The organism is Pseudomonas songnenensis (assembly GCF_003696315.1).
Lineage (GTDB): Bacteria > Pseudomonadota > Gammaproteobacteria > Pseudomonadales > Pseudomonadaceae > Stutzerimonas > Stutzerimonas songnenensis.
Genome location: NZ_RFFN01000004.1, coordinates 273,800 through 297,120, shown reverse-complemented (window position 1 = coordinate 297,120; position 23,321 = coordinate 273,800). Strand labels below are relative to the sequence as shown.

Sequence of the window (23,321 nt, the reverse complement as noted above, 5' to 3'; positions counted from 1 at the left end):
GCGCCTCAACGCATGAATGCGGGGCGAGTCAGGTCAGCGAAGGAATCAGTGACGCGGTGGACGCCAGACATCGGCGCCGGAGCGGGCAGGAAAAAACTCGGAATGGCTCAGGACGAGCAATGGCACCGATGCGCCGAGACCCGGTTTGAGCACGGTGGACTGCAGCATGCTGCCGGACTTGCACTGGTGGCCGCTTTCACACAACGGGTTTCCATCGTGCGCATGTTCGTCGTCATCCTGCACCACGAGCGGATGCCCGACGTGCTCGGACACCTGCGAATCATCCTGCATCTGGCACGGCTCCGCGCTCAGCTGCAGTGCCGCCATCCCGGTAACGGGAAGCGCAACGCTGATCAGCAGGACGAGAAACAGACGCAGACAGGCTTTCATGGGCAGCAGTCTAACCGCCTGGTGTCTTCGGGAAACTTGATCCAGATCGTCTCAGACGTCATTCGCCCCACCCGTTCCGTCGTCGCCCAGCAGATGACTGAGCACAGAACGCATCTTTCCAGGCTTGACCGGCTTGTTCAGCACCGGCACGCCGACACCTTGCAGCTGGCGGCGGCATTGATCGCTGCGATCGGCGGTGATCATCACCACCGGCAGTCGCGCGGAAAAACGTGCTCGCAGCGCCAGCACGACATCCCAGCCAGTGCTGCCATGGTCAAGGTGATAATCCGCAAGAATCGCATCCGGAGCGACATTGCCCAGCGCCGCAAGGGCGGTTTGCTCGTCGGTCGCGGTCAGCACCGTACAGCCCCACTGCTCGAGCAACGCCGCCATGCTGTGCAGAATGCTGGTTTCGTTATCAATCACCAGCAAGCGCCGGCCGGGCAAGGGGTCACCGAGCTGGGGTGCGATCACCGGTGTGACAGCGCTTCGCGGCGGTACAGTCGCGGCCACAGGTACATCGATACTGAACACCGAGCCACGCCCTGGACGCGAGCGCACCAGCACACGGTAGTCCAGCATGTTGGCGATCCGGTCGACGATCGCCAGCCCCAATCCAACGCCGCTGCGTTCTGCCGCGCGGCTCACGCCGAGCTGGTTGAACTCGAGGAAGATCGAATGCAGGTCCTGCTCCGGGATGCCTCGGCCGGTATCCCACACTTCGATACGCAACATGTCGCCACGCTTGCGCGCGCCCAGCAGCACGCCACCGACGTCGGTATAGCGGCAGGCATTGCTTAGCAGGTTGCGCAGAATCCGCGTCAGCAAGCGGAAATCGCAGCTGATGGCGCAACGCGGCAGGTAATGGGACAGCTGCAGGCCCTTCGCCGCAGCGACCGGCTGGAACTCGGAAATCAGCGGCAGCAGGATGTCGTCAAGCGAATAGGCATCGATGTCGGGTTTGATGGCGGCCTGATCGAGCTTGGAAATATCGAGCAGATCGGTAAGCAGGTCTTCGGCGCCCTCCAGCGCCAGGTGCGCCCGCTCGACCAGATGCAACTCACTCTGCGGCAGCTGGCGTTCACGCAGGGTCGAGATCAGCAGGCGCGCCGCGTTGAGCGGCTGCAGCAGGTCGTGACTGGCCGCAGCGAGGTATTTGTCCTTGCTCAGATTGGCCGCCTCCGCCGCATCACGAGCCTCGCGCAATTCGCAGGTACGTTCGGCGACGCGCTGCTCCAGCTCTTCGTTGAGCTGCAACAGACGCAACTGCGCCAGCTTGCGCTCGGTCACATCGGCGACGAAGCCCTCGACCAGCCCCTCTTCGTCCGGCTTGAGCAACAGATTCATGATCACGTAGATGGCGCTGCCATCCTTGCGGCGCAGGCGCGTCTCGTAGCCAAACAGCCCGTTCTGCTGACTCAACGTATGACGAATCTGACGCAGCTCTTCTTCACCGCCGATGAACAGGTGATGGGAAAGATCGGTCAGGGTCCACAGCGCGTCTTCCGGGGTTTCGTAGCCCAGCATGCGCGCAAGTGCCGGATTGGCGGCCCGGATGCCTTCCTGCAGGCTGGCCTGGAAGATGCCGTGCACGGCGTGCTCGAACAGCCATTTGTAGCGATTGCGCTCGGCTTCGAGCTCCTCCAGCCGGGCCACCAGCTCCGGATAATGGCTTTTGCGGGCCGAATGGCTACCAAAACCAAGCAGCTGCGTCAGCGCCTGATGCTGGTCATCAGAGGGCTTCGGCATAGACGACCTCGACGTCCCGCTGCGTCGACGAGCGTGGATTGGTGAGAATGCACGGATCCTGCATCGCATGCTGGGAGAGGAACGGAATATCCGAAAGGTTCACGCCGTGCAGGCCAAGGGTCTCTCTGAAGCCAATCTGCTGTTTGAGATCGATCAGGTGCTGCACCAGCCGTTCACGCACCTGCCGGTGGCTCAGCCCGCGGGAGTCGATCCCCAGAGTTTCGGCAACCATGCGGTAGCGGTCCGGCGCGGCATCGTAATTGAACGCGACCACGTGCTCGACGAGGACCGCATTGCACACACCGTGCGGCAGGTCGAGATAGCCGCCAAGACTGTGGGACATGGCGTGTACCGCGCCAAGAATCGCATTGGAGAAGGCCAGACCGGCCTGCATGCTGCCAAGCATGATCTGCTCGCGCAGGGCGATATCGGCCGGATTGGCGATCATCTGTACAAGATTGCCATTGATCAGCCGCATGGCTTCCAGGGCATGGGGGTCGGTCAGCGGGCCGTGGCCAGTCGAAACGAAGGCCTCGATGGCATGCACCAGCGCATCGATGCCCGTACAGGCCGAAAGAAACGGGTCCATGCTCAGGGTGGTTTCCGGGTCGATCAGCGAAACATCCGGCACGGCGGCCTTGCTGACGATGGAGAACTTCATCCGCTCTTGCTGATTGGAAATGATCACGAACTGCGAGACATCGGCCGATGTCCCGGCCGTGGTCGGGATCAGGATCAATGGCGGGCTGGGCACGCGCAGCGTGTCCACGCCTTCGAACTCGTAAATGTGACGGCCATGGGCTGCGACGATACCGATGCCCTTGGCGCAATCCATTGGACTGCCGCCGCCAACTGCAACGATGACGTTGCAGCCTTCGCTACGGTAAAGCTCGGCGCCGAGCATCACCTCTTCACAACGCGGGTTTGGTGATACCCCGGTGAACAGGCAATGTCCGATGTTCTGCCGTTCGAGGCTGGCCTGCACGTCGGCCACCCACCCGGCCTGAACCACGCCTGGGTCAGACACCAGCAACACCTTGCGCGCACCGAAATTGGCGGCGCAATTGCCGACGCTATGACGACAACCCGCACCGAAGATGATTTCAGGGGATACGAACTTGCGCTGAAGGCTGATATTCGGGCTCATCACTGCGGCCTTTTTATTTTTTGTAACAACTGGCGCAAGCCTACTGCATTACTCGGCCAATGCAATGCGCCTAATGGAGGGCGATTGCGCCCGTCTGGCGGAAAGAGCTAGAGCAGGCGCTGATAGAAGCGCCATTCCCGCTCCAGCGCATCCGCCAGATTGGCAGCCTGGCGGAAGCCGTGGCGCTCGTCGGGATACAGCCGATAGTCGACCGTGATACCACGGCTGCGCAAAGCCGCCACCATCGATTCCGTCTGTTCCGGCAGCACGACGGCGTCCTGACCGCCCTGAAGGAAAATGACAGGAGCGGTGATGCGCTCGGCGTTGTACAACGGCGCGCGCTCACGAAAACGCTCCGGTACCTGCTGAGGATCGCCGATCAACCAGTCCAGATAGTCACCCTCGAACTTGTGCGTCGCCCGACGCAGGGCCAGCGGATCGCTGACGCCATACAGGCTGGCTCCGCCGCGGAACAGATCGGTGGCGGCCAGCGCGCTCAGCGCGGTATAGCCGCCAGCGCTGGAACCGCGGATGAACACCCGCCGCGAATCAACCGCCCCCTGCCCCACGAGTGCTCGAACCGCCTGGCACGCATCTTCCACATCCACCACGCCCCATTGCTCGCGCAGGCGCTGCCTATAGGCGCGACCGAAGCCACTGCTGCCGCGGTAGTTGACGTCGACGACGGCGAAGCCACGCTGCGTCCAGAACTGGATGCGCGGATCGAATACGGGGTAGCTCGCCGACGTCGGACCACCGTGGGCGAACACCACCAGCGGCGGCAATGTATCGGCCTCAGCGTGGCAATGTGCGTTGCGCGGCGGATAGAAGAAGGCATGGGCGACTTCATCTTCTCCGGTTGCAAAACGCAGCGGTTGTGGACGTGACAACTGATCGGTCGCCAGCGGCATCGCCCCACCTGCCAGGATATGCAGCGTACCGCTGGCACGCTCGATAGCCAGTACAGCAGGAGTTCGCTCCGGCGAGCCGGCGATGCAGAACACATGGCGGTCGTTCGCAGCAAGCTGACGGCAGCGCGTGAATTCCGTGGCCAGTTGGCGCGGGCTGCCGTTGTTAGCGTGCTCGAACAACCAGCCATAGCCGTCGACCATGTGGGTCAACAGCAGATCGCCGTCGCTAAGCGGCAGATAACTGGTGGTGCCCAGCTGCCAGGGCGCCGGGGCGCAATCGTAATCCGCGCCGGCGTGCGCAAGGCTCGAAGGCCTCACCAGTGTTCCGTCCACCTCGGCCCATGGCTGCCAGAAGCCCGAACGGTCGCTGAGGCAATGCAATCGACCATCGGCGGCAAAGCGCGGCTGCTGCAGGGATTCTCCGCCCGCTGCGCCAGCCAGGACGCACCTGTCACCCCAACGCCCATCTGGCATGCGCGTGGCGACGCACAGACGCGTCGCCGTCCAGGGCTGCTCTGGCCTGTCCCATTCGATCCAGGCCAGCCGTGTTCCGTCCGGACTGAGGGCCGCAGACGAATAAAAATCAGCGCCTTCGACGACCACCTCGCGGGCGCCATCGGCAAGGGCCAGGGCAACCAGACGGTGCTCGACGCCATCAGCACCGTGGGTCTCTTCCAGCGCGATGATCGCTTCGGCGTGGTGATCATGCTGCAGATCGCCGTATCGACAGTTGGGTCGACCAGTCAGTGCCACGGGATGTGATGCCCCGCCGGTAGGCTCGGTCGCCTGCAGATGGATCTGCTGATCCGCCTCGTTTACGAAGGCGAGCCCCTTCGCGGTCAGACAGAACGCGCCGCCGCCGTATTCGTAAACGCGGCTGCGAACCGAAAACCCCTCGGGGGTCAGGCAGTGCGCACTGCCGCTCTGCCAGAACCACAGCGTGCAGCGCCCATGAGACGGGTCATATTCGACCCAGTACAGCCCGCCGTGCCCGGCACGCAGCTCCGCATAGTCCCGGCTGGCGACCGCCGCGGCTTCAGCACTCCAATCGCTGGGCCAGAAACCGTAGGGCGAGCGGTCAGAACCTGGACTGGGAGTGGTGCAACTCATACCTTGAGGATCAGCCTGGAGGCCTTTTCGTTGCGGTGTTGCAGCTGCTCGAGCCCCAGGGCGCCATGCTCGGCCTGCGCCCGCGCTGCAAGGATCATGTCGTGATGCATCGACTTGCTGCACACCGGGTCGGCATTGGCCGCGTCGCCGGTGAGCATGAAAGCCTGGCAACGGCAGCCACCGAAGTCGCGCTCCTTCTCGTCGCAGCTACGACAAGGCTCGGGCATCCAGTCATAGCCGCGGAACTTGTTGAAGCCGAAGGAGTGTCGCCAGATGTGCTCGATGCTGTGCTCGCGCACGTTGGGAAATTCCACCGGCAATTGCCGCGCACTGTGGCAAGGCAACGCCGTGCCGTCCGGGGTGATGTCAAGGAACAGATTGCCCCAGCCGTTCATGCAGGCCTTCGGGCGTTCCTCGTAGTAATCGGGCGTGACGAAGATCAGCTTGCACGGATGGTTTTCCGCGGCGAGCTTGTCGCGCCACTCGTTGGTGATGCGCTCGGCGCGCACCAGCTGCTCCTTGCTTGGCAACAATCCGGCACGGTTCAGCTCGGCCCAGCCGTAGAACTGGCAGGTCGCCAGTTCGACGAAATCGGCCTCGAGCTCGATGCACAGACGGATGATCTGCTCGATGTTGTCGATGTTGTGCCGATGGGTGACGAAGTTGAGCACCATCGGATAGCCGTGCTTCTTCACCGCACGGGCCATTTCCAGCTTGTGAGCGAACGCTTTCTGCGAACCGGCAAGCAGGTTGTTCACCTCCTCGTCGGCGGCCTGAAAGCTGATCTGGATATGGTCCAGGCCAGCCTCGGCGAAGCTGGCGATCTTCTCTTCGGTGAGGCCGATGCCTGAGGTGATCAGGTTGGTGTAGTAGCCGAGCCCGCGCGCTGCGGCGATCAGCTCGGCGAGATCCTGGCGCACCAGCGGCTCACCGCCGGAGAAGCCGAGCTGGGCCGCGCCCATTTCGCGCGCCTGGCGAAATACGTCGATCCACTCGGCGGTGCTCAGCTCGTCGTGACTGCGGGCGAAGTCCAGCGGATTGGAGCAGTACGGGCACTGCAGCGGACAGCGATAGGTCAGCTCTGCCAGCAGCCAGAGCGGCGGGCCGGGCTCGTAGCCGGGTTTAGCGAAGCTCGATCCAGAACCGTTCAACGGCGACCTCCAGAAACGCGACGATATCTTCTTGAATCCCTTCGGCCTCAGGGTAGCGGGCCTGCAGGTCGGCGACGATTGCGCCGACGCTGCGGGTTCCATCCACCTCGGTCAGCACTGCCGCGGCGCTTTCGTTGAGTTTGATCATGCCTTCCGGGTAGAGAAGTACATGACAGTTCTGCGCCGGCTCCCACTGGAAGCGGTAACCTCGGCGAAAGGCTGGAATCTCGGTCAGTTGGATATCGCTCATGGTCGTTGTCTCGCCATTAGGCAGGCGGGCAGCCCGGCCAAATCAATTGTGCGCGCTGACGGTGGGCTGAGCCCACCTGTGGACGCGCGCTCCTAGACGCTGATGCCTTTGTGCCAGATCCGCTCGCGGGTCACGGTATGGTACGGCGGGCGATCCAGCTCGTAGGCCATGCTCATGGCGTCGAGCATGCTCCACAGCACGTCGAGCTTGAACTGCAGGATTTCCAGCATACGCTCCTGCGCGTCGCGGGTGCGGTAGTGGTCCAGCGTGATGCGCAGGCCGTGCTCGACGTCGCGGCGCGCCTCCTTCAGTCGCTTGCGGAAGTAGTCGTAGCCGGATGCATCGATCCACGGGTAGTGCTGTGGCCAACTATCCAGACGGGATTGATGGATGGTCGGAGCGAAGAGCTCGGTCAGCGAGCTGCTCGCGGCTTCCTGCCAGCTGGCGCGGCGAGCGAAGTTGACATATGCGTCCACCGCGAAGCGTACGCCGGGCAGCACAAGTTCCTGCGACAACACCTGCTCGCGATCCAGGCCGACCGCTTCGGCCAGCCGCAGCCACGCCTCGATGCCGCCCTCTTCGCCTGGCGCACCGTCATGGTCGATGATGCGTTGAATCCACTCACGCCGGGTATCACGGTCCGGACAGTTGGCCATGATCGCCGCGTCCTTCACCGGGATACAGACCTGGTAGTAAAAGCGATTGGCGACCCAGCCCTGAATCTGCTCGCGCGTCGCCTGGCCGGCATACATGGCCCGATGGAACGGGTGATGGATGTGGTAGTACTCGCCTTTGGCGCGCAGCGCCTGTTCGAATTCGGCGGGACTCATGGCTGGCAGGTTCATGACGGTGTCGTTCCTTTTTCTTCTCGTTCCGTTGTTCTTTGCGCGTGATGCCTCACGGCCTGTAGCCGCGCTTGGCAGCGCGTCGCTACAGCTCGATGTTCATGCCGTCGAAGGCGACTTCGATTCCGTGCTCACCGAGGATTTCGCGCTCGACGGAATCCTCGTCGAGGATCGGATTGGTGTTGTTGATGTGAATGAGGATCTTGCGAACCGCGGGCATGCCATCGAGCACCTCGATCATGCCGCCCGGGCCGCTCTGCTGCAGATGCCCCATTTCGCTGCCGAGCTTGGTGCCGACTTCGCGCACCTGCATTTCGTCATCGCGCCACAGGGTGCCGTCAACCAGCAGGCAATCGGCCTGGCGCATGGTTTCGAGCAACTCGTCGCTGACCTTGCCCAGCCCCGGCGCATAGAAAAGCGTGCCACCGGTTTTTCGATCCTCGATCAGCAGGCCGATGTTGTCGCCGGGATGTGGATCGTTACGATGCGGCGAATACGGCGGCGCCGAGCTGCGCAACGGGATCGGCGTGATATGCAGGTTCGGGCAGCAGGGAATGCTGAAGCTGCCGGTCAGGGCGATGGGGTTCCATTTCAGGCCGCCGTTCCAGTGTTCCAGCATGTTGAACAGCGGGAAGCCGGTGGTCAGGTCCTGATGGACCATCTCGGTGCACCAGACTTCATGCGGGCAGCCTTCGCGCAGCGTCAGCAGGCCGGTGGTGTGATCGATCTGGCTGTCCAGCAGGACGATCGCACCGATGGCGGTATCGCGTGGCGCACGGGCCGGCTGCAGGGTCGGGAAGGACTCCAGCTGGGCGCGGATGTCCGGCGACGCGTTGCATAGAATCCAGTCGACACCGTTGTCGCTGATGGCGATGGACGACTGCGTACGCGCCTTGGCGTTGAGCGTGCCGGCGCGCAGGCCGGCACAGTTGGCGCAGTTGCAGTTCCACTGCGGAAAACCTCCACCCGCGGCGGAACCGAGAATTCGGATAAACATGGACAGCCCCCAAAAGCAAAGCCCCGGCCGGAGCCGGGGCTGATCGATCAACGGTTTGCGAAGTACATGGTGACTTCGAAACCAATACGCATGTCGGTGAAGGCGGGTTTAGTCCACATAGGTCGGTCCTCTTTTTATGGTGCCGGAAGATTCCGACAGCCCAATTAAGCCCCCTGTTCTGCCTGAAGCAGAATGGTACTTTGGAAGGAGACAGCGCCGTGCCTTGGTAGTGCCCGACAGACGGCCGTCCGTTGTTACACCGTTTCTCTTTCAGCTAACGCCTGTGGCGAGAGGCTGTCAACCCGAACCCAGCGCGGGCCGATCATTGGCGTTTCGCCAGGCAAGTTCGTTGGTAATCGTCGCCATGGGAACGAACATCGCGCCGTCGAACTTGCTGAGCGCCAATCCCTGCTGGATACGCTGTGGCCAGTCATTGTTCGCCAGCGCCGCCTTGCCTACGGCAACCAGGTCCATGTCACCACGATCGAGCAAGCCCTCTGCCTGCTCGCCGGTGACGATGCCGCCGTTACCAATGACGGGGATGGAGACGCAGCTCCTGGCGATGGCAGCGAAACTCGGCCCCTCGCCAAACGCCGGTGCAGCGGCATCAGGCTCGGTCAGATGCAGATAATCGAGCCCGGCATCGGCCAGTGCGCGGAAGCGCTGGCGCGCCTCCTCGATTCCACCCTCCCATTTCAGTTGAGCGTTGCACACCATGCTCTGGGAAAGGCGCATTCCAACCACGAACTCATCACCAACCTCGGCGCGCACGGCGCGAATAACCGCGAGAGGCATATTCAGGCGCTGCAGGTAGTCGCCGCCCCACTGATCAAGTCGCTGATTGAATTCGGCGCTGATGAACTCGTGCAGCAGGTAGCCATTGGCGCCATGCAGTTCGACGCCGTCGAACCCAGCCTCGCGCGCACGGCGCGCGGCCTGGGCAAATCCCTGGATGGCCTCCTGAATCTCCTGATCGTTCATTTCGGCCGGAGTCGCATAAGGACCCTCGCCGCCGTAGAAGGTCAGCTGGGACCCGCTGGGCTGCACGGCCGAAGGCGCAATATGGCGGGCATGGTGGATATTGCCCTGGGTCTGCGCGCCCCCGTGCATGAGTTGGGCAACGAAAGCGGCTCCAGCGTCGTGCACGGCGTCGACGGCTATCCGCCAGCTATCCCGGTGCGCGTCGGTAGCAAGCCCCGGCTGGTTGAAGTAGCCCTGGCTGAAGGCCGTATCGGTATAGATGCCTTCGCTGATGACGAGCGCAAACCCACCCTTGGCGAACGATGCGTAGTAGTCACGCATCAGCTCGTTGGCGGCACCTTCAGCTTCGGCGCTGACTCGGGTCATGGGTGCGACTGCTGCACGATTGCGCAGACTCAGATGCTTCAGTGTGTAGGGTTCGAACAGCTGCGACATGGTGCTCTCCTTATCCAGCCGATATTGGGGGCATGCTGATGGGAGGCGTATCGGTGACCGGTAGTTCGATGAGCGCGATGGCTGGTTGCCTTTCGCCCATAAAAAAACGCGGCCGGAGCCGCGTTGCGATAGGAACCTTGCGCTCGGTTCGAGGGGGATTACAGCAGAAGCGGCGCAGGTTCCTGCACATGACGTGCATAGCAAAATAAGCCGGCGCGCTGGAGCTAACGCGCCGGGGCCCTCATCAGAAGAATCCGAGTGGATTGATGTCGTAGCTGATCAGCAGGTTCTTGGTCTGCTGATAGTGGTCGAGCATCATCTTGTGGGTCTCGCGACCGACGCCGGACTTCTTGTAGCCACCGAAGGCGGCATGCGCCGGGTACAGGTGGTAGCAGTTGGTCCAGACGCGGCCGGCCTTGATGCCACGGCCCATGCGATAGGCGCGGTTGATATCGCGAGTCCAGACGCCGGCACCCAGGCCAAACTCGGTGTCGTTGGCAATCGCCAGCGCTTCAGCCTCGTCCTTGAAGGTCGCAACACCGACTACGGGTCCGAAGATTTCTTCCTGGAACACGCGCATCTTGTTGTGGCCCTTGATCAGGGTCGGCTGCACGTAGTAGCCGGAAGCCAGGCCACCGTCGAGCTTCTCGGCGGCGCCGCCGGTGAGGATCTGCGCACCTTCCTGCTGGGCGATTTCCATGTAGGAAAGGATCTTGTCGAACTGCTGCTCGGACGCCTGGGCGCCGACCATGGTGTCGGTATCCAGCGGGTTGCCACGCTTGATCGCCTTGATCTTCTTCATCACCACTTCCATGAAGGGCTCGAAGATCGATTCCTGAATCAGCGCACGCGACGGGCAGGTGCAGACCTCACCCTGGTTGAAGAAGGCCAGTACCAGACCTTCAGCGGCTTTCTCGATGAACGCAGGCTCTGCATTCATGATGTCTTCGAAGAAGATGTTCGGGCTCTTGCCACCCAGCTCCACGGTGCTCGGAATGATGTTCTCGGCGGCGCAGCGCATGATGTGCGAGCCGACCGGGGTCGAGCCAGTAAAGGCGATCTTGGCGATGCGGGTGCTGGTGGCCAGCGCCTGACCAGCTTCGCGACCGAAGCCCTGGACGATGTTCAGTACGCCCGGCGGCAGCAGGTCACCGACGACTTCGATGAATACCATGATCGACAGCGGGGTCTGCTCGGCCGGTTTGAGCACGATGCAGTTACCGGCAGCCAGGGCCGGAGCCAGTTTCCAGGCGGCCATCAGCAACGGGAAGTTCCACGGGATGATCTGGCCGACGACGCCCAGCGGCTCATGGAAGTGATAGGCCGCGGTGTGCTCGTTGATCTCCGCAGCGCTGCCTTCCTGGGCACGGATGCAGCCCGCGAAGTAGCGGAAGTGGTCAGCGGCCAGCGGTACGTCGGCGTTCAGGGTTTCACGAACGGCCTTGCCGTTGTCCCAGGTTTCGGCGACTGCAAGCTTTTCCAGGTTGGCTTCGATACGGTCGGCGATCTTCAGCAGAATCAGTGCGCGGTCCTGCACCGACGTCTTGCCCCAGGCGTCAGCGGCAGCATGCGCGGCGTCCAGCGCTTTTTCGATGTCTTCGGCGCCCGAACGCGGGAACTCGGCGATGACCTCACCATTCACCGGCGAGGTGTTGACGAAGTACTCGCCTTTGACCGGCGGGACGAATTCGCCACCGATGTAGTTGCCGTAGCGCGGCTTGAAGGATACGACGGCGCCTGGGGTACCGGGCTGGGCGTAGATCATGATGGGCCTCTCTTCTTCTGCTTTGTCGGAGCCTGTGCCGGAAAGTGCACAGGACATGGACCGATCTTAGGCAGCGCAGTCTTCGCTCCGGTATGCACCCATGGCAGCGGAGGACTCCTCATTTGGTAGTAGATGCCAAGGCGCAGAGGCCGATGCGCCGGCCGTTGCGGCCCAGCTTGCACCATGAATCGAGTGCAAAAAAGCCGGGCAGACTAAAACGGTCTACCCATAACAAAAATGACGCCGAACAAGGCCGCCGACCCCCAGCGCAGATTTTTCTGTAACGCAAGAAAAGCGCGACCAAAAGCCGGCAAAACCGCCCCCAAAGTCTTATTAGCCACCCTGGCAAAGCGCCTTAGCTTCGGGGTGCGACATCGCTTTTCCTGACAACAACCGATGAGGAGATACGCCATGCAGTGGATCGATCCGGACTTCTGCGACCTGCGTCTGGGCTTCGAAGTCACCGCGTACGTCTACGTGCGCTGAGCCCCTGTCCGGCGTGATCGCCTATGCCGTCACGCCGGCCGAGCGAGGAAATGGACATGACAACAACAAGTATTTCACCCGCCCGCTGCTACGAGATCCGCCCGCCATTCCTATTTCGCTGGGAGGACTCGCAGCAGGCTCACGTGCTGCTCTACCCCGAGGGCATCGTCAAGCTGAACGCCACCGGCGGCCAGGTTCTGCTGCGCTGCGACGGCAAGACCAGTGTCGCCGAGCTGATCGATCAGCTCGCGCTTAGCTACAACGCATCCGATATCGACGCGATTCGCAACGGCGTCCTGAATTTCCTGGAGGTATCCCATGGCAAGGGCTGGATCCGAGCTAAGGCTTGATGGCAGCGGCAACCCGGTCTGGCTATTGCTGGAACTGACCTACCAATGCCCACTGCAGTGCGTGTTCTGCAGCAACCCACGCAACTTCGCCGATTACCGTCACGACGAGCTGAGCACCGCCGAATGGATCGACGTGATGGCCCAGGCCCGCGCCATGGGCGCGATGCAAATCGGTTTCTCCGGCGGCGAGCCCACGCTGCGCAAGGACCTCGAAACGCTGGTCGCCGAGGCTGATCGCATGGGCTACTACACCAACCTGATCACGTCCGGCATAGGACTGACCGAGGCGCGCCTGCGCGCTCTGAAGGATGCGGGGCTGCGCCACATCCAGCTCGGTTTTCAGTCCACCGACCGCGACGTGGCACGTCAGCTGGCCGGCGTCGATGCCCTGGAGCGCAAACTGCGCATGGCGCGGCTGATCAAGTCTATGGACTTCCCCATGGTGCTCAATGTGCCGATCACCCGGCAGAACATCGCTCAGGTGCCGGACATCATCGAGTTCGCCGTCGAGCTGGGCGTCGAGTACCTCGAACTGGCGAACGTGCAGTACTACAACTGGGCGCTGCTCAACCGCGATGCGCTGATGCCGACCCATGCCGAACTGCAAAAAGCCGAACACGAGGTGCACAAGGCACGCGAGCGTGTTGGCGATCGCCTGACCATCTTCTTCGTCATCCCCGACTATTACGAAGGTCGTCCCAAAGCCTGCATGAACGGCTGGGGCGCGATTCACGTCACCATCGCGCCAAACGGCAACGTGCTGCCCTGCTCCCAGGCGAGCAACTTCAAGAACCTCACTTTCCCCAACGTGCGAGACCAGCGACTGGAGCAGATCTGGCACGACTCGCCGGTATTCAACCTCTACCGCGGCGACACCTGGATGCCCGAGCCCTGCCGCAGTTGTGACGAGAAAGAGAAGGATTTTGGCGGCTGCCGCTGCCAGGCGCTGCTGCTGACCGGCAACGGAGCCAACACCGATCCGGCCTGCAGTAAATCCCCACATCACCAGCTCATTCGTCAGGCCGTTGAACTGGCGCAGGATGCCACGCGCCCGCAAGGCACGCTGATCGCCCGACAGGCCAGTCAGGGGGTGGAACTTGAAATTGCCCCATGACTCATTCGGCGGCACCGTCAGCGCAGGTCTCGCGCTAACGCTTGGATGTTACCTGGTACTGCGTTACTGGTTGGTGGGTTGAGCCATGCAACTACCCGCTCTCGATCTACTGGCCCGCTACGCGCACCTGCTGTTCGCGTTGGTCTGGGTCGGCCACAACTATGCCAACTTCATCCAGAACCCACGCTTCGTGCCGCTGCAGAACGGTATCGATACCGCCACGCTCAATCGCGATCTGGAAGTGAGAATGAGGCGTGAACACGGCATTTTCCGCTATGCATCGATTGTGGTTTGGGCGACCGGCATGGCGATGCTCTGGCAGCGTGGCTGGCTGGCCGATGCACTGTTGCTGCAAGGTCCGCTGGCAGTGATCGGCCTGGGCGCCTGGATTGGCACTTTCATGTTGCTCAACCTCTGGCTGGTGCTGTGGCCGCACCAGAAAAAGCTGCTCGGCTTCGTTCCGGCGACTCTGGAAGAGCGTGTGCGCTGCTCGCGAATCACCTTCCTGTCCTCGCGCAGCAACACCATCCTGTCCTTTCCCCTGCTGTTTCTCATGGCGGCTGGCGGTCATGGCCTGCATTTCTTCTGAGCGCTACAACTTCGCCTCGGGCCCGGCGATGCTGCCGGCCGAGGTCCTCGGCCAGATCCGCGACGAGTTGCCAAACTGGCGCAACTCCGGCGCTTCCGTACTCGAGCAGCCCTTCACCAGTTCGGCGTTCAAGCAACTGATGGCCGAGACCGAAGCCGATCTACGCGCACTACTGGCGATCCCAGACACCTATCGCCTGCTCTTCATGCAAGGCGGTGCCTCAGCGCAGTTCGGCCTGCTTCCACTCAACCTGCTGCACCCCGGCCAAGGCGCGGACTACCTGGAAAGCGGCCACTGGGCACGCAAGGCAATCGCCGAGGCCCGCCGTCATTCGCCAGTCAATGTCATCGCCAGCGGCGCGGATCGTGACTTCACGGCAGTACCGGCCTTCGAGTGCTGGCAACCAGATCCCGAGGCCGGCTATTGCCATATCACCAGCAACGAAACCGGTAACGGCCTGCAATTACAGGAGTTTCCCGAACTGAAGGTGCCGCTGGTGGCGGACATGACCTCCGACTTTCTTACCCGGCCGCTTCCGCTCGAGCGCTTTGGTCTGATCTACGCCAGCGCGCAAAAGAATCTCGGCGTGGCCGGGCTGTGCCTGGTGATCATCCGCAACGATCTTCTGCGAGCGCCTCCACCCGGCCTGCCAGCCGCGTTCAGTTATGCAATGCAGGCCGAGCAGCAGAGCCGCTTCAACACTCCGCCAACCTTCGCCCTCTACGTGACCGGGCTGATGCTGCGCTGGATACGACGTAACGGCGGCGTTCCGGCGATGGCTGCCGCGGCTCAGCAAAGAAGTCGCCTTCTGTACGGCTGCGTTGACCACAGCGACTTCTACCAATGTCCGCAATTCCCCGCAGACCGATCACCAATCAATGTCTGTTTCCAACTCACCGAGCCCGGCCTGACTGACACCTTTCTGACCCTGGCCGAGCGTAACGGCCTGGCCAACCTGCGTGGCCACGCTGCGATCGGCGGTATACGAGCTAGCCTTTACAATCCCATGCCTCTGAACGGAGTGGCGCGCCTGGTGGAATTCATGACTGATTTCGAGCGTAAGCATGGATAGCAGACGCACCCTGCACGCGTTACGCCGCTCATTGGCACAGCAGCTGTCACTAACTCTGGCCGATGTCGCCTGTCGTCTGCCGCGGACCGTGCCGAGCCGGCCCCTTACGGTGATGGGCCTGAGCTTTCCGTCCCCGCTAGGTATCGCCGCCGGCTACGATCGCAACGGACGTCTTGCGCGGCGGGTGGCTGCGCTGGGATTCGGCTTCAACGAGATCGGTAGCCTGACCGCGGATGGATTGGCGCAACTGGAGCCGATGTCTCGCGGCGAGGCGCGTCTTGGAATAAACCTGACCCTGGATGCGCGACGATCAGCAGCGGACACTTGCGCGCTGCTGCGCAAAGCCTGGCCCCATGCCGACTATCTGGTATTGAACCTGATCGGCCCGACCAGTGCACCGCTGCTCTCTCATGCTGTGCGGCTGCGCACCCTCCTCACCGCCCTGCGTGAGGAACATCAACAGCTGAATCTGGAAGGCAAGCGCCAAGTACCGCTGATAGCGAAGCTACGCTGCCTGCCAAAGCAGGTTCCTTTTTTGCTCGCCAGCATGTTGCTCGATCTCGAATTCGATGGACTGTTAGCCGCACACGACCCAGGACCACCAGCGACGCGCGAGCGCTACCGCGCCTGGCAGGACTCGCAACAACAGGCACTAGCTTGTGAACAGATCGAGGGCTTGCGGCGCTTCTGCGGCCCGGGCATGGCATTGATCTCTGTGGGTGGCATCCAGACGGCGAGCCATTTGCAAGCGCGTATGGATGCCGGTGCCGAGTTGGTGCAGGTTCACACGGCGCTGCTGCATCAGGGGCCGTGGCTGGCCCGTCACCTGCTCCGCTGAGCCTCAACTCTGCAGCAAAAACGACAACGCCCCGGACCAGCCGGGGCGTTGTCAAAATGATCGACCAAGACAACCGGCCGATCATCGCTCATCAAGGCGCGATCAAAATCTTTCGATTTTCGCCTCGGCCTGCAGCTTCTGGCGAAACGCTGCAAAGTCCTGCTGGCCAACGCGTGACGCCAGGAAGCGTCGGAAATTCAGCTTTTCCTCATCCGAAAGCGCAGTCTCGGGCTCATTGACGCCGTTCAAGCGCACCACGACGTAGTCTCCATTGCTCAAGGCAACACCGGAATAGTTCGGCTTGTCCTGTTGCTCAGGGCGTGGCATGCGGAACACCGCCTGCAGCAGCGCCGGCGCAACACCTTCCTGATTCCGCGTCGCGGCTTCCACGGACTGCCATTGACCATCCGGCTGCTGCCCCTGACGCAGATCCGCCAGCAGCTGCTCGCCTTGGGTGCGAGCCGTTTCGGCTGCGAGGCTGCGCTGAAGCTGTTGAACGATATCGTCACGCACATCCGCCAGCGCGATTGGGGCCGGCTTCAGGTGCTCCTTGACGCGTAGTGCGATGGAGGTATCAGGATCGAGCTCGATGACGCTGCTATTCGCACCGTCGACCAGCACTTCTTCGCTGAAAGCGGCCTGGATAACCTGACGATTGGCGGTGATGCCCTCGCCACCGTCACGTCCGAACGCTTCAGTGGTCTGTACCATCAGGCCGAGATCCTGCGCCGGCTGGGTCAGGTCAGACGCCTCGAATGCAGCGTCTTCCAGTTGCTTACTGGTTTCCACAAAACGCTGCTCGACCTGCTGCGCCTTGAGCTCGCGAACCAGCTCAGGCTTCATGCTTTCGAAAGACGGCACCTCAGGTGACTGAACGCCCAGCAGCTTGATGATGTGCCAGCCAAATTCGGACTGCACGGGCGCAGACACCTCGCCTTCGTTCAACGCATAAAGTGCATCTTCGAACGCAGGGTCATAAACGCCGGGGCCAGCGAAACCCAGGTCGCCGCCCTCGTTGGCAGAGCCTGGATCCTGCGAGGCTTCCTTGGCGACCACGGCAAAGTCTTCACCGCCCTTCACGCGTTCAGCTATTTCGTCGATCTTGGCCTTGGCCTCAGCATCGCTAAGCTCACCGCCGGTTTCGATGAGAATATGCGCGGCGCGGCGCTGCTCGCCCAAGTTGGCAATCTGCTTCTGATACAGCTCCTGCAATTCCTCGTCGGATGCTTCGACCTGATCGAAGAATGACTCCTTCTTCAGTTCGACATACTCGACGATCACCTGCTCAGGAGTGCGAAAACGGTCAGCGTTGTCATCGTAGTATTTCTGGATCTGCTCATCGCTTACATCAATCGTCTCGTGCTGGGCAGGCACGGTAAGCATTGCGAAATCACGGGTCTGCATTTCCAGACGTGCAAAATTTTCGACCTGCTGATCGGTGACGAAGCCGGTTCCGGAAATCCCTGCACGCAGCTGGCCAATCAGCATCTCCTGCTCAAGCAGCTGGCGGAACTGCAGGCGGGAGTAGCCCATCTGTTGAATGACTTGATCGAAACGCGCAGAACTGAACGCGCCTTCCACCTGGAACTCGGGAGTTTGCAGGATCAATTGATCAAGCGCTTCGCGGGAGAAAGCGAAGTTCGCACTCTTGGCACCCTGCAAAAGCAGCATGCGATCGATCAGCGAACCGAGCGCAGCGTCGCGCAGCAAACGATCATCGATCAACGAGGCATCGAAATCCTGCCCCAACTGTTGCGCCAGCTGGCGGCGTTGCATGTTCATCGCCTGATCCAGATCGTAGCGGGAGATCTCCTCACCGTTGACCTCAGCGGCATTCTGGCTGTTGCTGGAAGCGTTGAAGATGGCCTCGAAGCCGGTCAAGGCCAGCAGCACCACGATGATGCCGATAATGGTTTTGGCTATCCAGCCTTGTGAATTGTCCCTGATGTTCTGAAGCATGCGACCCCCAGGAGTCTGCGGCGCGGTGGGCTGCGCAACGCGGGTTGGAACCGGATAAAAGAAAGGCGCATCCAGGGATGCGCCTTCTCGGAGCTTTTGGAGCGGTTGGGCTTATTCCCCCAAGCCTGAATGCAGCAGGCCAGGCCTGCTCTACAACCGCTCCGAGCCAGCGCAGCTAACTGCTGACTGGCTGCAGTGAAACACGCTTAGTTAACAGCGTCTTTCAGAGCCTTGCCAGCTTTGAAGCCCGGGATCTTGGCGGCAGCGATGTTGATCGGCTTGCCAGTCTGCGGGTTGCGACCGGTGCGCGCAGCGCGCTCCTTGACAGCGAAAGTACCGAAACCAACCAGTACAACGGAGTCACCAGCCTTCAGGGCACCGGTGACGGATTCGATCACTGCATCCAGCGCGCGGCCAGCAACAGCTTTTGGGATATCAGCAGATGCAGCGATAGCATCGATCAGTTCCGACTTGTTCACTCTAAGTCCCCTTATTTCTGTTGAGTCGTATCTTTAATTTTCGGGTGTAAGCAAAGCGGTGCTAGATGGCTATGACACAAGAGGCCGATTAAACAAGGGCACCTGAAGTGTGTCAACGTGGCCGTCCAGACTAATGCGTGCTGATTCGCTCCTTGGAATCAGGCTCGCGCTTGTCGTCCTTTGCAACAATCTCGGGAGCCGCATCGGGCAAGGGCTCCGGCGCGTATTGCAGCGCAATTTGCAGGACCTCGTCAATCCACTTCACCGGTTTAATCTGCAGGTCCTGCTTAATATTTTCAGGAATCTCTTTCAGATCACGCTGATTTTCTTCCGGAATGATCACAGTCTTGATTCCGCCACGATGAGCAGCAAGGAGCTTTTCCTTCAGTCCACCAATTGCAAGCACTTGGCCGCGCAGCGTGATTTCACCCGTCATTGCGACATCGGCGCGCACCGGAATTTGAGTCAGGGCGGAAACCAAAGCAGTACACATGCCGATGCCGGCGCTCGGGCCGTCTTTAGGCGTCGCACCTTCAGGCACGTGAATATGTATGTCCTGCTTCTCGTGGAAGTCTGCGGCTATGCCAAGGCTGGTAGCTCGACTGCGAACCACAGTGAGCGCCGCTGTAATGGATTCACCCATAACCTCACCAAGTGAGCCGGTCTTGGTCAATCGCCCCTTGCCGGGCACGACAGCAGCCTCGATGGTGAGCAATTCCCCACCAACCTGGGTCCAGGCCAGGCCAGTCACCTGACCGACCTGATCCTGTTGCTCAGCAAGCCCGTAGCGGAACTTGCGTACACCAAGGAAGTGCTCCAGCGAATCAGCGTCCACGACGACGTGGAAACGCTTCTCTGCCGCGTGTTCCTTGACGACCTTTCGGCATACCTTGGCCAGCTGACGCTCCAGGCTGCGCACGCCCGCTTCGCGAGTGTAGTAGCGGATGATGTCGCGAATCGCCGCTTCCTGGAACTCCAGCTCGGTTTTCTTCAGGCCATTGGCCTCGATCTGCTTTGGCGCCAGGTAACGGGTGGCGATATTGATCTTCTCGTCTTCGGTGTAACCCGGCAACCGAATGACTTCCATGCGATCGAGCAACGGCGCGGGGATGTTCATCGAGTTGGCAGTGCAGAGGAACATCACATCCGAGAGGTCATAGTCGACTTCAAGGTAGTGATCGTTGAAGTTGTGGTTCTGCTCCGGGTCGAGCACCTCGAGCAGCGCCGAAGCCGGATCGCCCCGCATGTCGCTGCCCATCTTGTCGATCTCGTCGAGCAGGAAGAGCGGATTGCGAACCCCTACCTTGGTCATTTTCTGAATCAAACGACCAGGCATGGAGCCGATGTAGGTGCGACGGTGACCACGAATCTCCGCCTCGTCGCGCACACCACCGAGCGCCATACGGACGAACTTGCGGTTGGTCGAGCGTGCAATGGACTCGGCCAGAGAAGTCTTGCCGACACCGGGCGGCCCGACCAGGCAGAGCACCGGCCCCTTGAGCTTCTTCACACGCTTCTGAACGGCGAGATACTCGAGAATACGGTCCTTGACCTCTTCCAGGCCGTAGTGATCGGCGTCGAGCACCTCTTCGGCCTTGGCCAGATCCAGGCGTACCTTGCTGGCAGCCTTCCACGGTACGTTCACCAGCCAGTCGATATAGGTGCGGACAACCGTGGCCTCAGCCGACATCGGAGACATCTGCTTCAGCTTGTTCAGCTCCGCCTGTGCTTTGGCATAGGCATCCTTGCTGAGCCCGGCGTTCTCGATGCGCTTTTTCAGCTCATCGACCTCATTGTGACCTTCATCAATATCGCCGAGCTCTTTCTGAATGGCCTTCATCTGCTCATTCAGGTAGTACTCGCGCTGGCTGCGCTCCATCTGCTTCTTCACGCGGCCGCGAATGCGCTTCTCCACCTGCAGCAGGTCGATCTCTGCGTCCAGCAGCGCCAGGACGTGCTCGACGCGCGCTGCCAAATCGGTGATTTCGAGAATCTGCTGTTTCTGCTCGATCTTCAGCGCCATGTGCGCAGCCATGGTGTCGACCAGACGTGCAGGCTCATCGATGCTGCTCAGCGAGGACAGGACCTCGGCGGGGACCTTCTTGCCGAGTTGCACGTACTGCTCGAACTGGCTCAGCAGACTACGGGTGAAGACTTCGGATTCACGCGCGTCGACTTCCGCTTCTTCGATCAGCGAAACCTCGGCCCTGCAGTGGTCGTCAACTTCGACGAAGCGTTCGATCACGCCGCGCTGCTCGCCCTCGACCAGTACCTTGACCGTACCGTCGGGCAACTTGAGAAGCTGCAGCACGGTTGCCACAGTGCCGACACGATACAACGCGTCTTCGCCTGGATCGTCATCAGCGGGGTTTTTCTGCGCCAGCAGGAGAATCTGCTTGTCGCCGGCCATGGCTGACTCGAGCGCTTCGATGGATTTTTCACGGCCAACGAAAAGCGGGATCACCATGTGCGGGTAAACCACCACATCGCGCAGCGGCAAAAGGGGCAATTCGATGGTTGTCTTCATAATTCAGCTCTACGACGGCCATTCGGCGGTAAACGGATGGGCTATACCCTTGCAGCAAAGATGAGGGCGCGCTCCATAAAAAACAAGGCGGCGAAGCAAAATGCAAAGGGGCCCGTAGGCCCCTTTGTTCGATCACGCCTCAGGCGCAGCCTTGGCTGGCGGTTCGGTGTTCTCATATATCAGCAAAGGCTGGGAGGTACCCTCGATCACGCTCTCATCGATGACCACCTTGCTGACATCCTTCTGCGAAGGAATCTCATACATGGTATCGAGCAGCACACCCTCGAGAATCGAGCGCAAACCGCGCGCACCGGTCTTGCGTTCCAGCGCTCGGCTGGCAATCGCCTTCAACGCATCCGGGCGGAACTCGAGATCCACACCTTCCAACTCGAACAGCTTGGCGTACTGCTTGGTCAGCGCATTCTTCGGCTCGGTGAGAATCTGAATCAGCGCCGCTTCATCGAGCTCGTCGAGCGTGGCGATTACTGGAAGACGACCGACGAACTCCGGAATCAAACCAAACTTGACGAGATCGTCTGGCTCCACGGCGCGCAACGCTTCACCGATCTTCTTACCCGGGTCTTTGCTCCGGACCTCGGCATTGAAGCCGATGCCACCCTGAGTCGAGCGCCCCCGGATGACTTTCTCCAACCCGGCAAACGCACCACCACAGATAAACAGGATGTTGCGTGTATCTACCTGCAGAAATTCCTGCTGCGGATGCTTGCGGCCGCCCTGCGGCGGGACAGAGGCGACGGTGCCCTCGATCAGTTTGAGCAGCGCCTGCTGCACACCTTCTCCGGAAACGTCACGAGTGATCGACGGGTTATCGGACTTGCGGGAAATCTTATCGATTTCGTCGATGTAGACGATGCCCATCTGCGCCTTTTCTACATCGTAATCACACTTCTGCAGCAGCTTTTGGATGATGTTCTCGACGTCCTCGCCAACGTAGCCCGCTTCGGTGAGCGTGGTCGCATCGGCGATGGTGAATGGAACGTTGAGCAGACGCGCCAGGGTTTCAGCCAGCAGCGTCTTGCCGGAGCCGGTCGGGCCGATCAGCAGAATGTTGCTCTTGCCCAGCTCGACTTCTTCTTTCTTGTCGCGCTGGTTCAGGCGTTTGTAGTGGTTGTAAACGGCCACTGCCAGGATTTTCTTCGCACGTTCCTGACCAATGACGTACTGGTCGAGAATGCCGCTGATCTCCTTGGGCGCAGGCAGTTTGTGCGCGTTGCTCTCGGCCTGTGCTTCCTGCACCTCCTCACGGATGATGTCATTGCACAGGTCGACGCACTCGTCGCAGATGAAAACGGAGGGCCCGGCGATCAACTTGCGTACTTCATGCTGGCTTTTGCCGCAAAAAGAGCAATAGAGCAGTTTGCCGGAGTCCTCGCCGTTGCGGGTGTCAGTCATTCGATCGATCCAATCGGGAAGGCTTGAAACACAAGATGAAGGCAATCGTGGGCTTTTTCAAGCCCACGGCACAGCCACATATCGCAGGCTGCAGGGATCAGACGGCGAGCTGACGCTGGGTCAGAACCTGGTCGATCAAGCCGTACTTGACGGCGTCCTCACCGCTCATGAAGTTGTCGCGGTCGGTGTCGCGGGCAATCACATCCATAGGCTGGCCGGTATGGTGAGCCAGAACCTTGTTCAGGCGCTCACGGATGGTCAGGATTTCACGTGCGTGAATCTCGATATCCGAAGCCTGGCCCTGGAAGCCACCCAATGGCTGGTGGATCATCATGCGCGAATGCGGCAGGCAGTAACGCTTACCAGCAGTACCGCCTGTCAGCAGCAGGGCACCCATGGAGCACGCCTGGCCGATACAGATGGTCGACACGTCCGGCTTGATGAACTGCATGGTGTCATAGATCGACATCCCGGCAGTCACCGAGCCACCCGGTGAATTAATGTAGAGGTGAATGTCCTTCTCGGGGTTTTCAGCCTCGAGGAACAGCATCTGCGCGACGATCAGGTTGGCCATGTAGTCTTCGACCTGGCCGACCATGAAGATCACCCGCTCTTTCAGGAGGCGCGAATAGATGTCATAGGCGCGCTCACCGCGTGCGGATTGCTCGATCACCATCGGGACCAGGCCGCCGGCAGCCTGAATGTCCGGAACTTGCATAAAAGGATTGCGGGACATGTTCCAACGATACTCCCTATGTCATGC

22 protein-coding genes are annotated in these 23,321 nt (G+C 61.0%); 6 read left to right on the top strand and 16 right to left on the bottom strand.

The annotated features are described in order from the left end of the window. Positions 1-45: 45 nt before the first annotated feature. From EA798_RS13600 to exaC, 11 genes are all read right to left on the bottom strand, one after another. Positions 46-390: a hypothetical protein gene (locus EA798_RS13600; RefSeq protein WP_122099291.1), complete on the bottom strand. Its 345-nt coding sequence runs from the start codon at positions 388-390 to the stop codon at positions 46-48. A 51-nt stretch (positions 391-441) separates the two neighbouring features. Continuing rightward, positions 442-2,139 carry a PAS domain-containing hybrid sensor histidine kinase/response regulator gene (locus tag EA798_RS13595; RefSeq protein WP_122099290.1) on the bottom strand — a complete coding sequence of 566 codons (1,698 nt, stop codon included), beginning with the start codon at positions 2,137-2,139 and terminating at the stop codon, positions 442-444. Next, positions 2,123-3,286 carry an alcohol dehydrogenase-like regulatory protein ErcA gene (gene ercA, locus EA798_RS13590; protein ID WP_106154921.1) on the bottom strand — a complete coding sequence of 388 codons (1,164 nt, stop codon included), beginning with the start codon at positions 3,284-3,286 and terminating at the stop codon, positions 2,123-2,125. The genes EA798_RS13595 and ercA overlap by 17 nt, the downstream gene beginning before the upstream one ends. 107 nt (positions 3,287-3,393) lie before the next feature. Beyond that, positions 3,394-5,307: an alpha/beta hydrolase family protein gene (locus tag EA798_RS13585; protein ID WP_122099289.1), complete on the bottom strand. Its 1,914-nt coding sequence runs from the start codon at positions 5,305-5,307 to the stop codon at positions 3,394-3,396. Then, positions 5,304-6,458, bottom strand: a complete 1,155-nt coding sequence (gene pqqE, locus EA798_RS13580) for a pyrroloquinoline quinone biosynthesis protein PqqE (RefSeq protein WP_122099288.1) — start codon at positions 6,456-6,458, stop codon at positions 5,304-5,306. Before pqqE (EA798_RS13580) ends, EA798_RS13585 begins: the two co-directional genes overlap by 4 nt. Continuing rightward, positions 6,430-6,708 (bottom strand): pyrroloquinoline quinone biosynthesis peptide chaperone PqqD, encoded by a 279-nt coding sequence (pqqD, locus tag EA798_RS13575; RefSeq protein WP_106154924.1) that lies wholly within the window; start codon positions 6,706-6,708, stop codon positions 6,430-6,432. Before pqqD (EA798_RS13575) ends, pqqE (EA798_RS13580) begins: the two co-directional genes overlap by 29 nt. Before the next feature lie 92 nt (positions 6,709-6,800). Then, positions 6,801-7,553 carry a pyrroloquinoline-quinone synthase PqqC gene (gene pqqC, locus EA798_RS13570; protein ID WP_015277067.1) on the bottom strand — a complete coding sequence of 251 codons (753 nt, stop codon included), beginning with the start codon at positions 7,551-7,553 and terminating at the stop codon, positions 6,801-6,803. An 85-nt stretch (positions 7,554-7,638) separates the two neighbouring features. Continuing rightward, positions 7,639-8,550 (bottom strand): pyrroloquinoline quinone biosynthesis protein PqqB, encoded by a 912-nt coding sequence (gene pqqB / locus EA798_RS13565; RefSeq protein ID WP_122099287.1) that lies wholly within the window; start codon positions 8,548-8,550, stop codon positions 7,639-7,641. 47 nt (positions 8,551-8,597) lie between these two features. Next, positions 8,598-8,669, bottom strand: coding sequence for a pyrroloquinoline quinone precursor peptide PqqA (pqqA, locus tag EA798_RS13560; protein ID WP_003284930.1), 72 nt, complete (start codon positions 8,667-8,669; stop codon positions 8,598-8,600). Positions 8,670-8,847: 178 nt separating this feature from the next. After that, the gene (locus EA798_RS13555; RefSeq protein ID WP_122099286.1) at positions 8,848-9,966 is read right to left on the bottom strand and encodes an oxidoreductase; all 1,119 of its coding nucleotides are present in this window, start codon (positions 9,964-9,966) and stop codon (positions 8,848-8,850) included. A gap of 244 nt (positions 9,967-10,210) precedes the next feature. Then, positions 10,211-11,731, bottom strand: coding sequence for an acetaldehyde dehydrogenase ExaC (gene exaC, locus EA798_RS13550; RefSeq protein WP_106154927.1), 1,521 nt, complete (start codon positions 11,729-11,731; stop codon positions 10,211-10,213). A 396-nt stretch (positions 11,732-12,127) separates the two neighbouring features. Here exaC and pqqA (EA798_RS13545) point away from each other — a divergent pair, with 396 nt between their 5' ends. The 6 genes from pqqA (EA798_RS13545) (at position 12,128) to EA798_RS13520 (ending at position 16,180) form a co-directional block, all read left to right on the top strand. Then, positions 12,128-12,217: a pyrroloquinoline quinone precursor peptide PqqA gene (gene pqqA / locus EA798_RS13545; protein ID WP_015277071.1), complete on the top strand. Its 90-nt coding sequence runs from the start codon at positions 12,128-12,130 to the stop codon at positions 12,215-12,217. A 56-nt stretch (positions 12,218-12,273) separates the two neighbouring features. After that, a complete protein-coding gene (pqqD, locus tag EA798_RS13540) occupies positions 12,274-12,567 on the top strand; it encodes a pyrroloquinoline quinone biosynthesis peptide chaperone PqqD (protein ID WP_122099285.1) in 294 nt (97 codons plus the stop codon). After that, positions 12,536-13,681, top strand: coding sequence for a pyrroloquinoline quinone biosynthesis protein PqqE (pqqE, locus tag EA798_RS13535; RefSeq protein WP_122099284.1), 1,146 nt, complete (start codon positions 12,536-12,538; stop codon positions 13,679-13,681). Before pqqD (EA798_RS13540) ends, pqqE (EA798_RS13535) begins: the two co-directional genes overlap by 32 nt. Before the next feature lie 85 nt (positions 13,682-13,766). Further along, complete coding sequence (locus tag EA798_RS13530; protein ID WP_102819661.1) at positions 13,767-14,270, top strand: urate hydroxylase PuuD; 504 nt, start codon at positions 13,767-13,769, stop codon at positions 14,268-14,270. Further along, complete coding sequence (gene serC, locus EA798_RS13525) at positions 14,251-15,342, top strand: 3-phosphoserine/phosphohydroxythreonine transaminase (protein ID WP_122099283.1); 1,092 nt, start codon at positions 14,251-14,253, stop codon at positions 15,340-15,342. The genes EA798_RS13530 and serC overlap by 20 nt, the downstream gene beginning before the upstream one ends. After that, a complete protein-coding gene (locus EA798_RS13520) occupies positions 15,335-16,180 on the top strand; it encodes a dihydroorotate dehydrogenase (RefSeq protein WP_122099282.1) in 846 nt (281 codons plus the stop codon). Before serC ends, EA798_RS13520 begins: the two co-directional genes overlap by 8 nt. Before the next feature lie 102 nt (positions 16,181-16,282). On the opposite strand, the gene EA798_RS13515 is transcribed toward EA798_RS13520, so the two are convergent. The 5 genes from EA798_RS13515 to clpP all read right to left on the bottom strand — a co-directional run bounded on the left by EA798_RS13515 (position 16,283) and on the right by clpP (position 23,294). Beyond that, positions 16,283-18,139, bottom strand: coding sequence for a SurA N-terminal domain-containing protein (locus tag EA798_RS13515; RefSeq protein ID WP_106154933.1), 1,857 nt, complete (start codon positions 18,137-18,139; stop codon positions 16,283-16,285). 206 nt (positions 18,140-18,345) lie between these two features. Continuing rightward, a complete protein-coding gene (gene hupB / locus EA798_RS13510; protein WP_003282502.1) occupies positions 18,346-18,618 on the bottom strand; it encodes a nucleoid-associated protein HU-beta in 273 nt (90 codons plus the stop codon). 130 nt (positions 18,619-18,748) lie between these two features. Beyond that, complete coding sequence (gene lon / locus EA798_RS13505) at positions 18,749-21,145, bottom strand: endopeptidase La (RefSeq protein WP_122099281.1); 2,397 nt, start codon at positions 21,143-21,145, stop codon at positions 18,749-18,751. A 132-nt stretch (positions 21,146-21,277) separates the two neighbouring features. Next, positions 21,278-22,558: an ATP-dependent Clp protease ATP-binding subunit ClpX gene (gene clpX, locus EA798_RS13500; RefSeq protein WP_122099280.1), complete on the bottom strand. Its 1,281-nt coding sequence runs from the start codon at positions 22,556-22,558 to the stop codon at positions 21,278-21,280. A gap of 97 nt (positions 22,559-22,655) precedes the next feature. Continuing rightward, a complete protein-coding gene (clpP, locus tag EA798_RS13495) occupies positions 22,656-23,294 on the bottom strand; it encodes an ATP-dependent Clp endopeptidase proteolytic subunit ClpP (RefSeq protein WP_015277080.1) in 639 nt (212 codons plus the stop codon). Positions 23,295-23,321: the final 27 nt, after the last annotated feature.

Coding starts and splice junctions, on each gene's coding strand:
- EA798_RS13600 (WP_122099291.1), bottom strand. CDS start 390: ATGAAAGCCTGTCTGCGTCTGTTTCTCGTCCTGCTGATCAGCGTTGCG.
- EA798_RS13595 (WP_122099290.1), bottom strand. CDS start 2,139: ATGCCGAAGCCCTCTGATGACCAGCATCAGGCGCTGACGCAGCTGCTT.
- ercA (WP_106154921.1), bottom strand. CDS start 3,286: ATGAGCCCGAATATCAGCCTTCAGCGCAAGTTCGTATCCCCTGAAATC.
- EA798_RS13585 (WP_122099289.1), bottom strand. CDS start 5,307: ATGAGTTGCACCACTCCCAGTCCAGGTTCTGACCGCTCGCCCTACGGT.
- pqqD (WP_106154924.1), bottom strand. CDS start 6,708: ATGAGCGATATCCAACTGACCGAGATTCCAGCCTTTCGCCGAGGTTAC.
- pqqC (WP_015277067.1), bottom strand. CDS start 7,553: ATGAACCTGCCAGCCATGAGTCCCGCCGAATTCGAACAGGCGCTGCGC.
- pqqB (WP_122099287.1), bottom strand. CDS start 8,550: ATGTTTATCCGAATTCTCGGTTCCGCCGCGGGTGGAGGTTTTCCGCAG.
- EA798_RS13555 (WP_122099286.1), bottom strand. CDS start 9,966: ATGTCGCAGCTGTTCGAACCCTACACACTGAAGCATCTGAGTCTGCGC.
- exaC (WP_106154927.1), bottom strand. CDS start 11,731: ATGATCTACGCCCAGCCCGGTACCCCAGGCGCCGTCGTATCCTTCAAG.
- pqqA (WP_015277071.1), top strand. CDS start 12,128: ATGAGGAGATACGCCATGCAGTGGATCGATCCGGACTTCTGCGACCTG.
- pqqD (WP_122099285.1), top strand. CDS start 12,274: ATGACAACAACAAGTATTTCACCCGCCCGCTGCTACGAGATCCGCCCG.
- pqqE (WP_122099284.1), top strand. CDS start 12,536: ATGGCAAGGGCTGGATCCGAGCTAAGGCTTGATGGCAGCGGCAACCCG.
- EA798_RS13530 (WP_102819661.1), top strand. CDS start 13,767: ATGCAACTACCCGCTCTCGATCTACTGGCCCGCTACGCGCACCTGCTG.
- serC (WP_122099283.1), top strand. CDS start 14,251: ATGGCCTGCATTTCTTCTGAGCGCTACAACTTCGCCTCGGGCCCGGCG.
- EA798_RS13520 (WP_122099282.1), top strand. CDS start 15,335: ATGGATAGCAGACGCACCCTGCACGCGTTACGCCGCTCATTGGCACAG.
- EA798_RS13515 (WP_106154933.1), bottom strand. CDS start 18,139: ATGCTTCAGAACATCAGGGACAATTCACAAGGCTGGATAGCCAAAACC.
- lon (WP_122099281.1), bottom strand. CDS start 21,145: ATGAAGACAACCATCGAATTGCCCCTTTTGCCGCTGCGCGATGTGGTG.
- clpX (WP_122099280.1), bottom strand. CDS start 22,558: ATGACTGACACCCGCAACGGCGAGGACTCCGGCAAACTGCTCTATTGC.
- clpP (WP_015277080.1), bottom strand. CDS start 23,294: ATGTCCCGCAATCCTTTTATGCAAGTTCCGGACATTCAGGCTGCCGGC.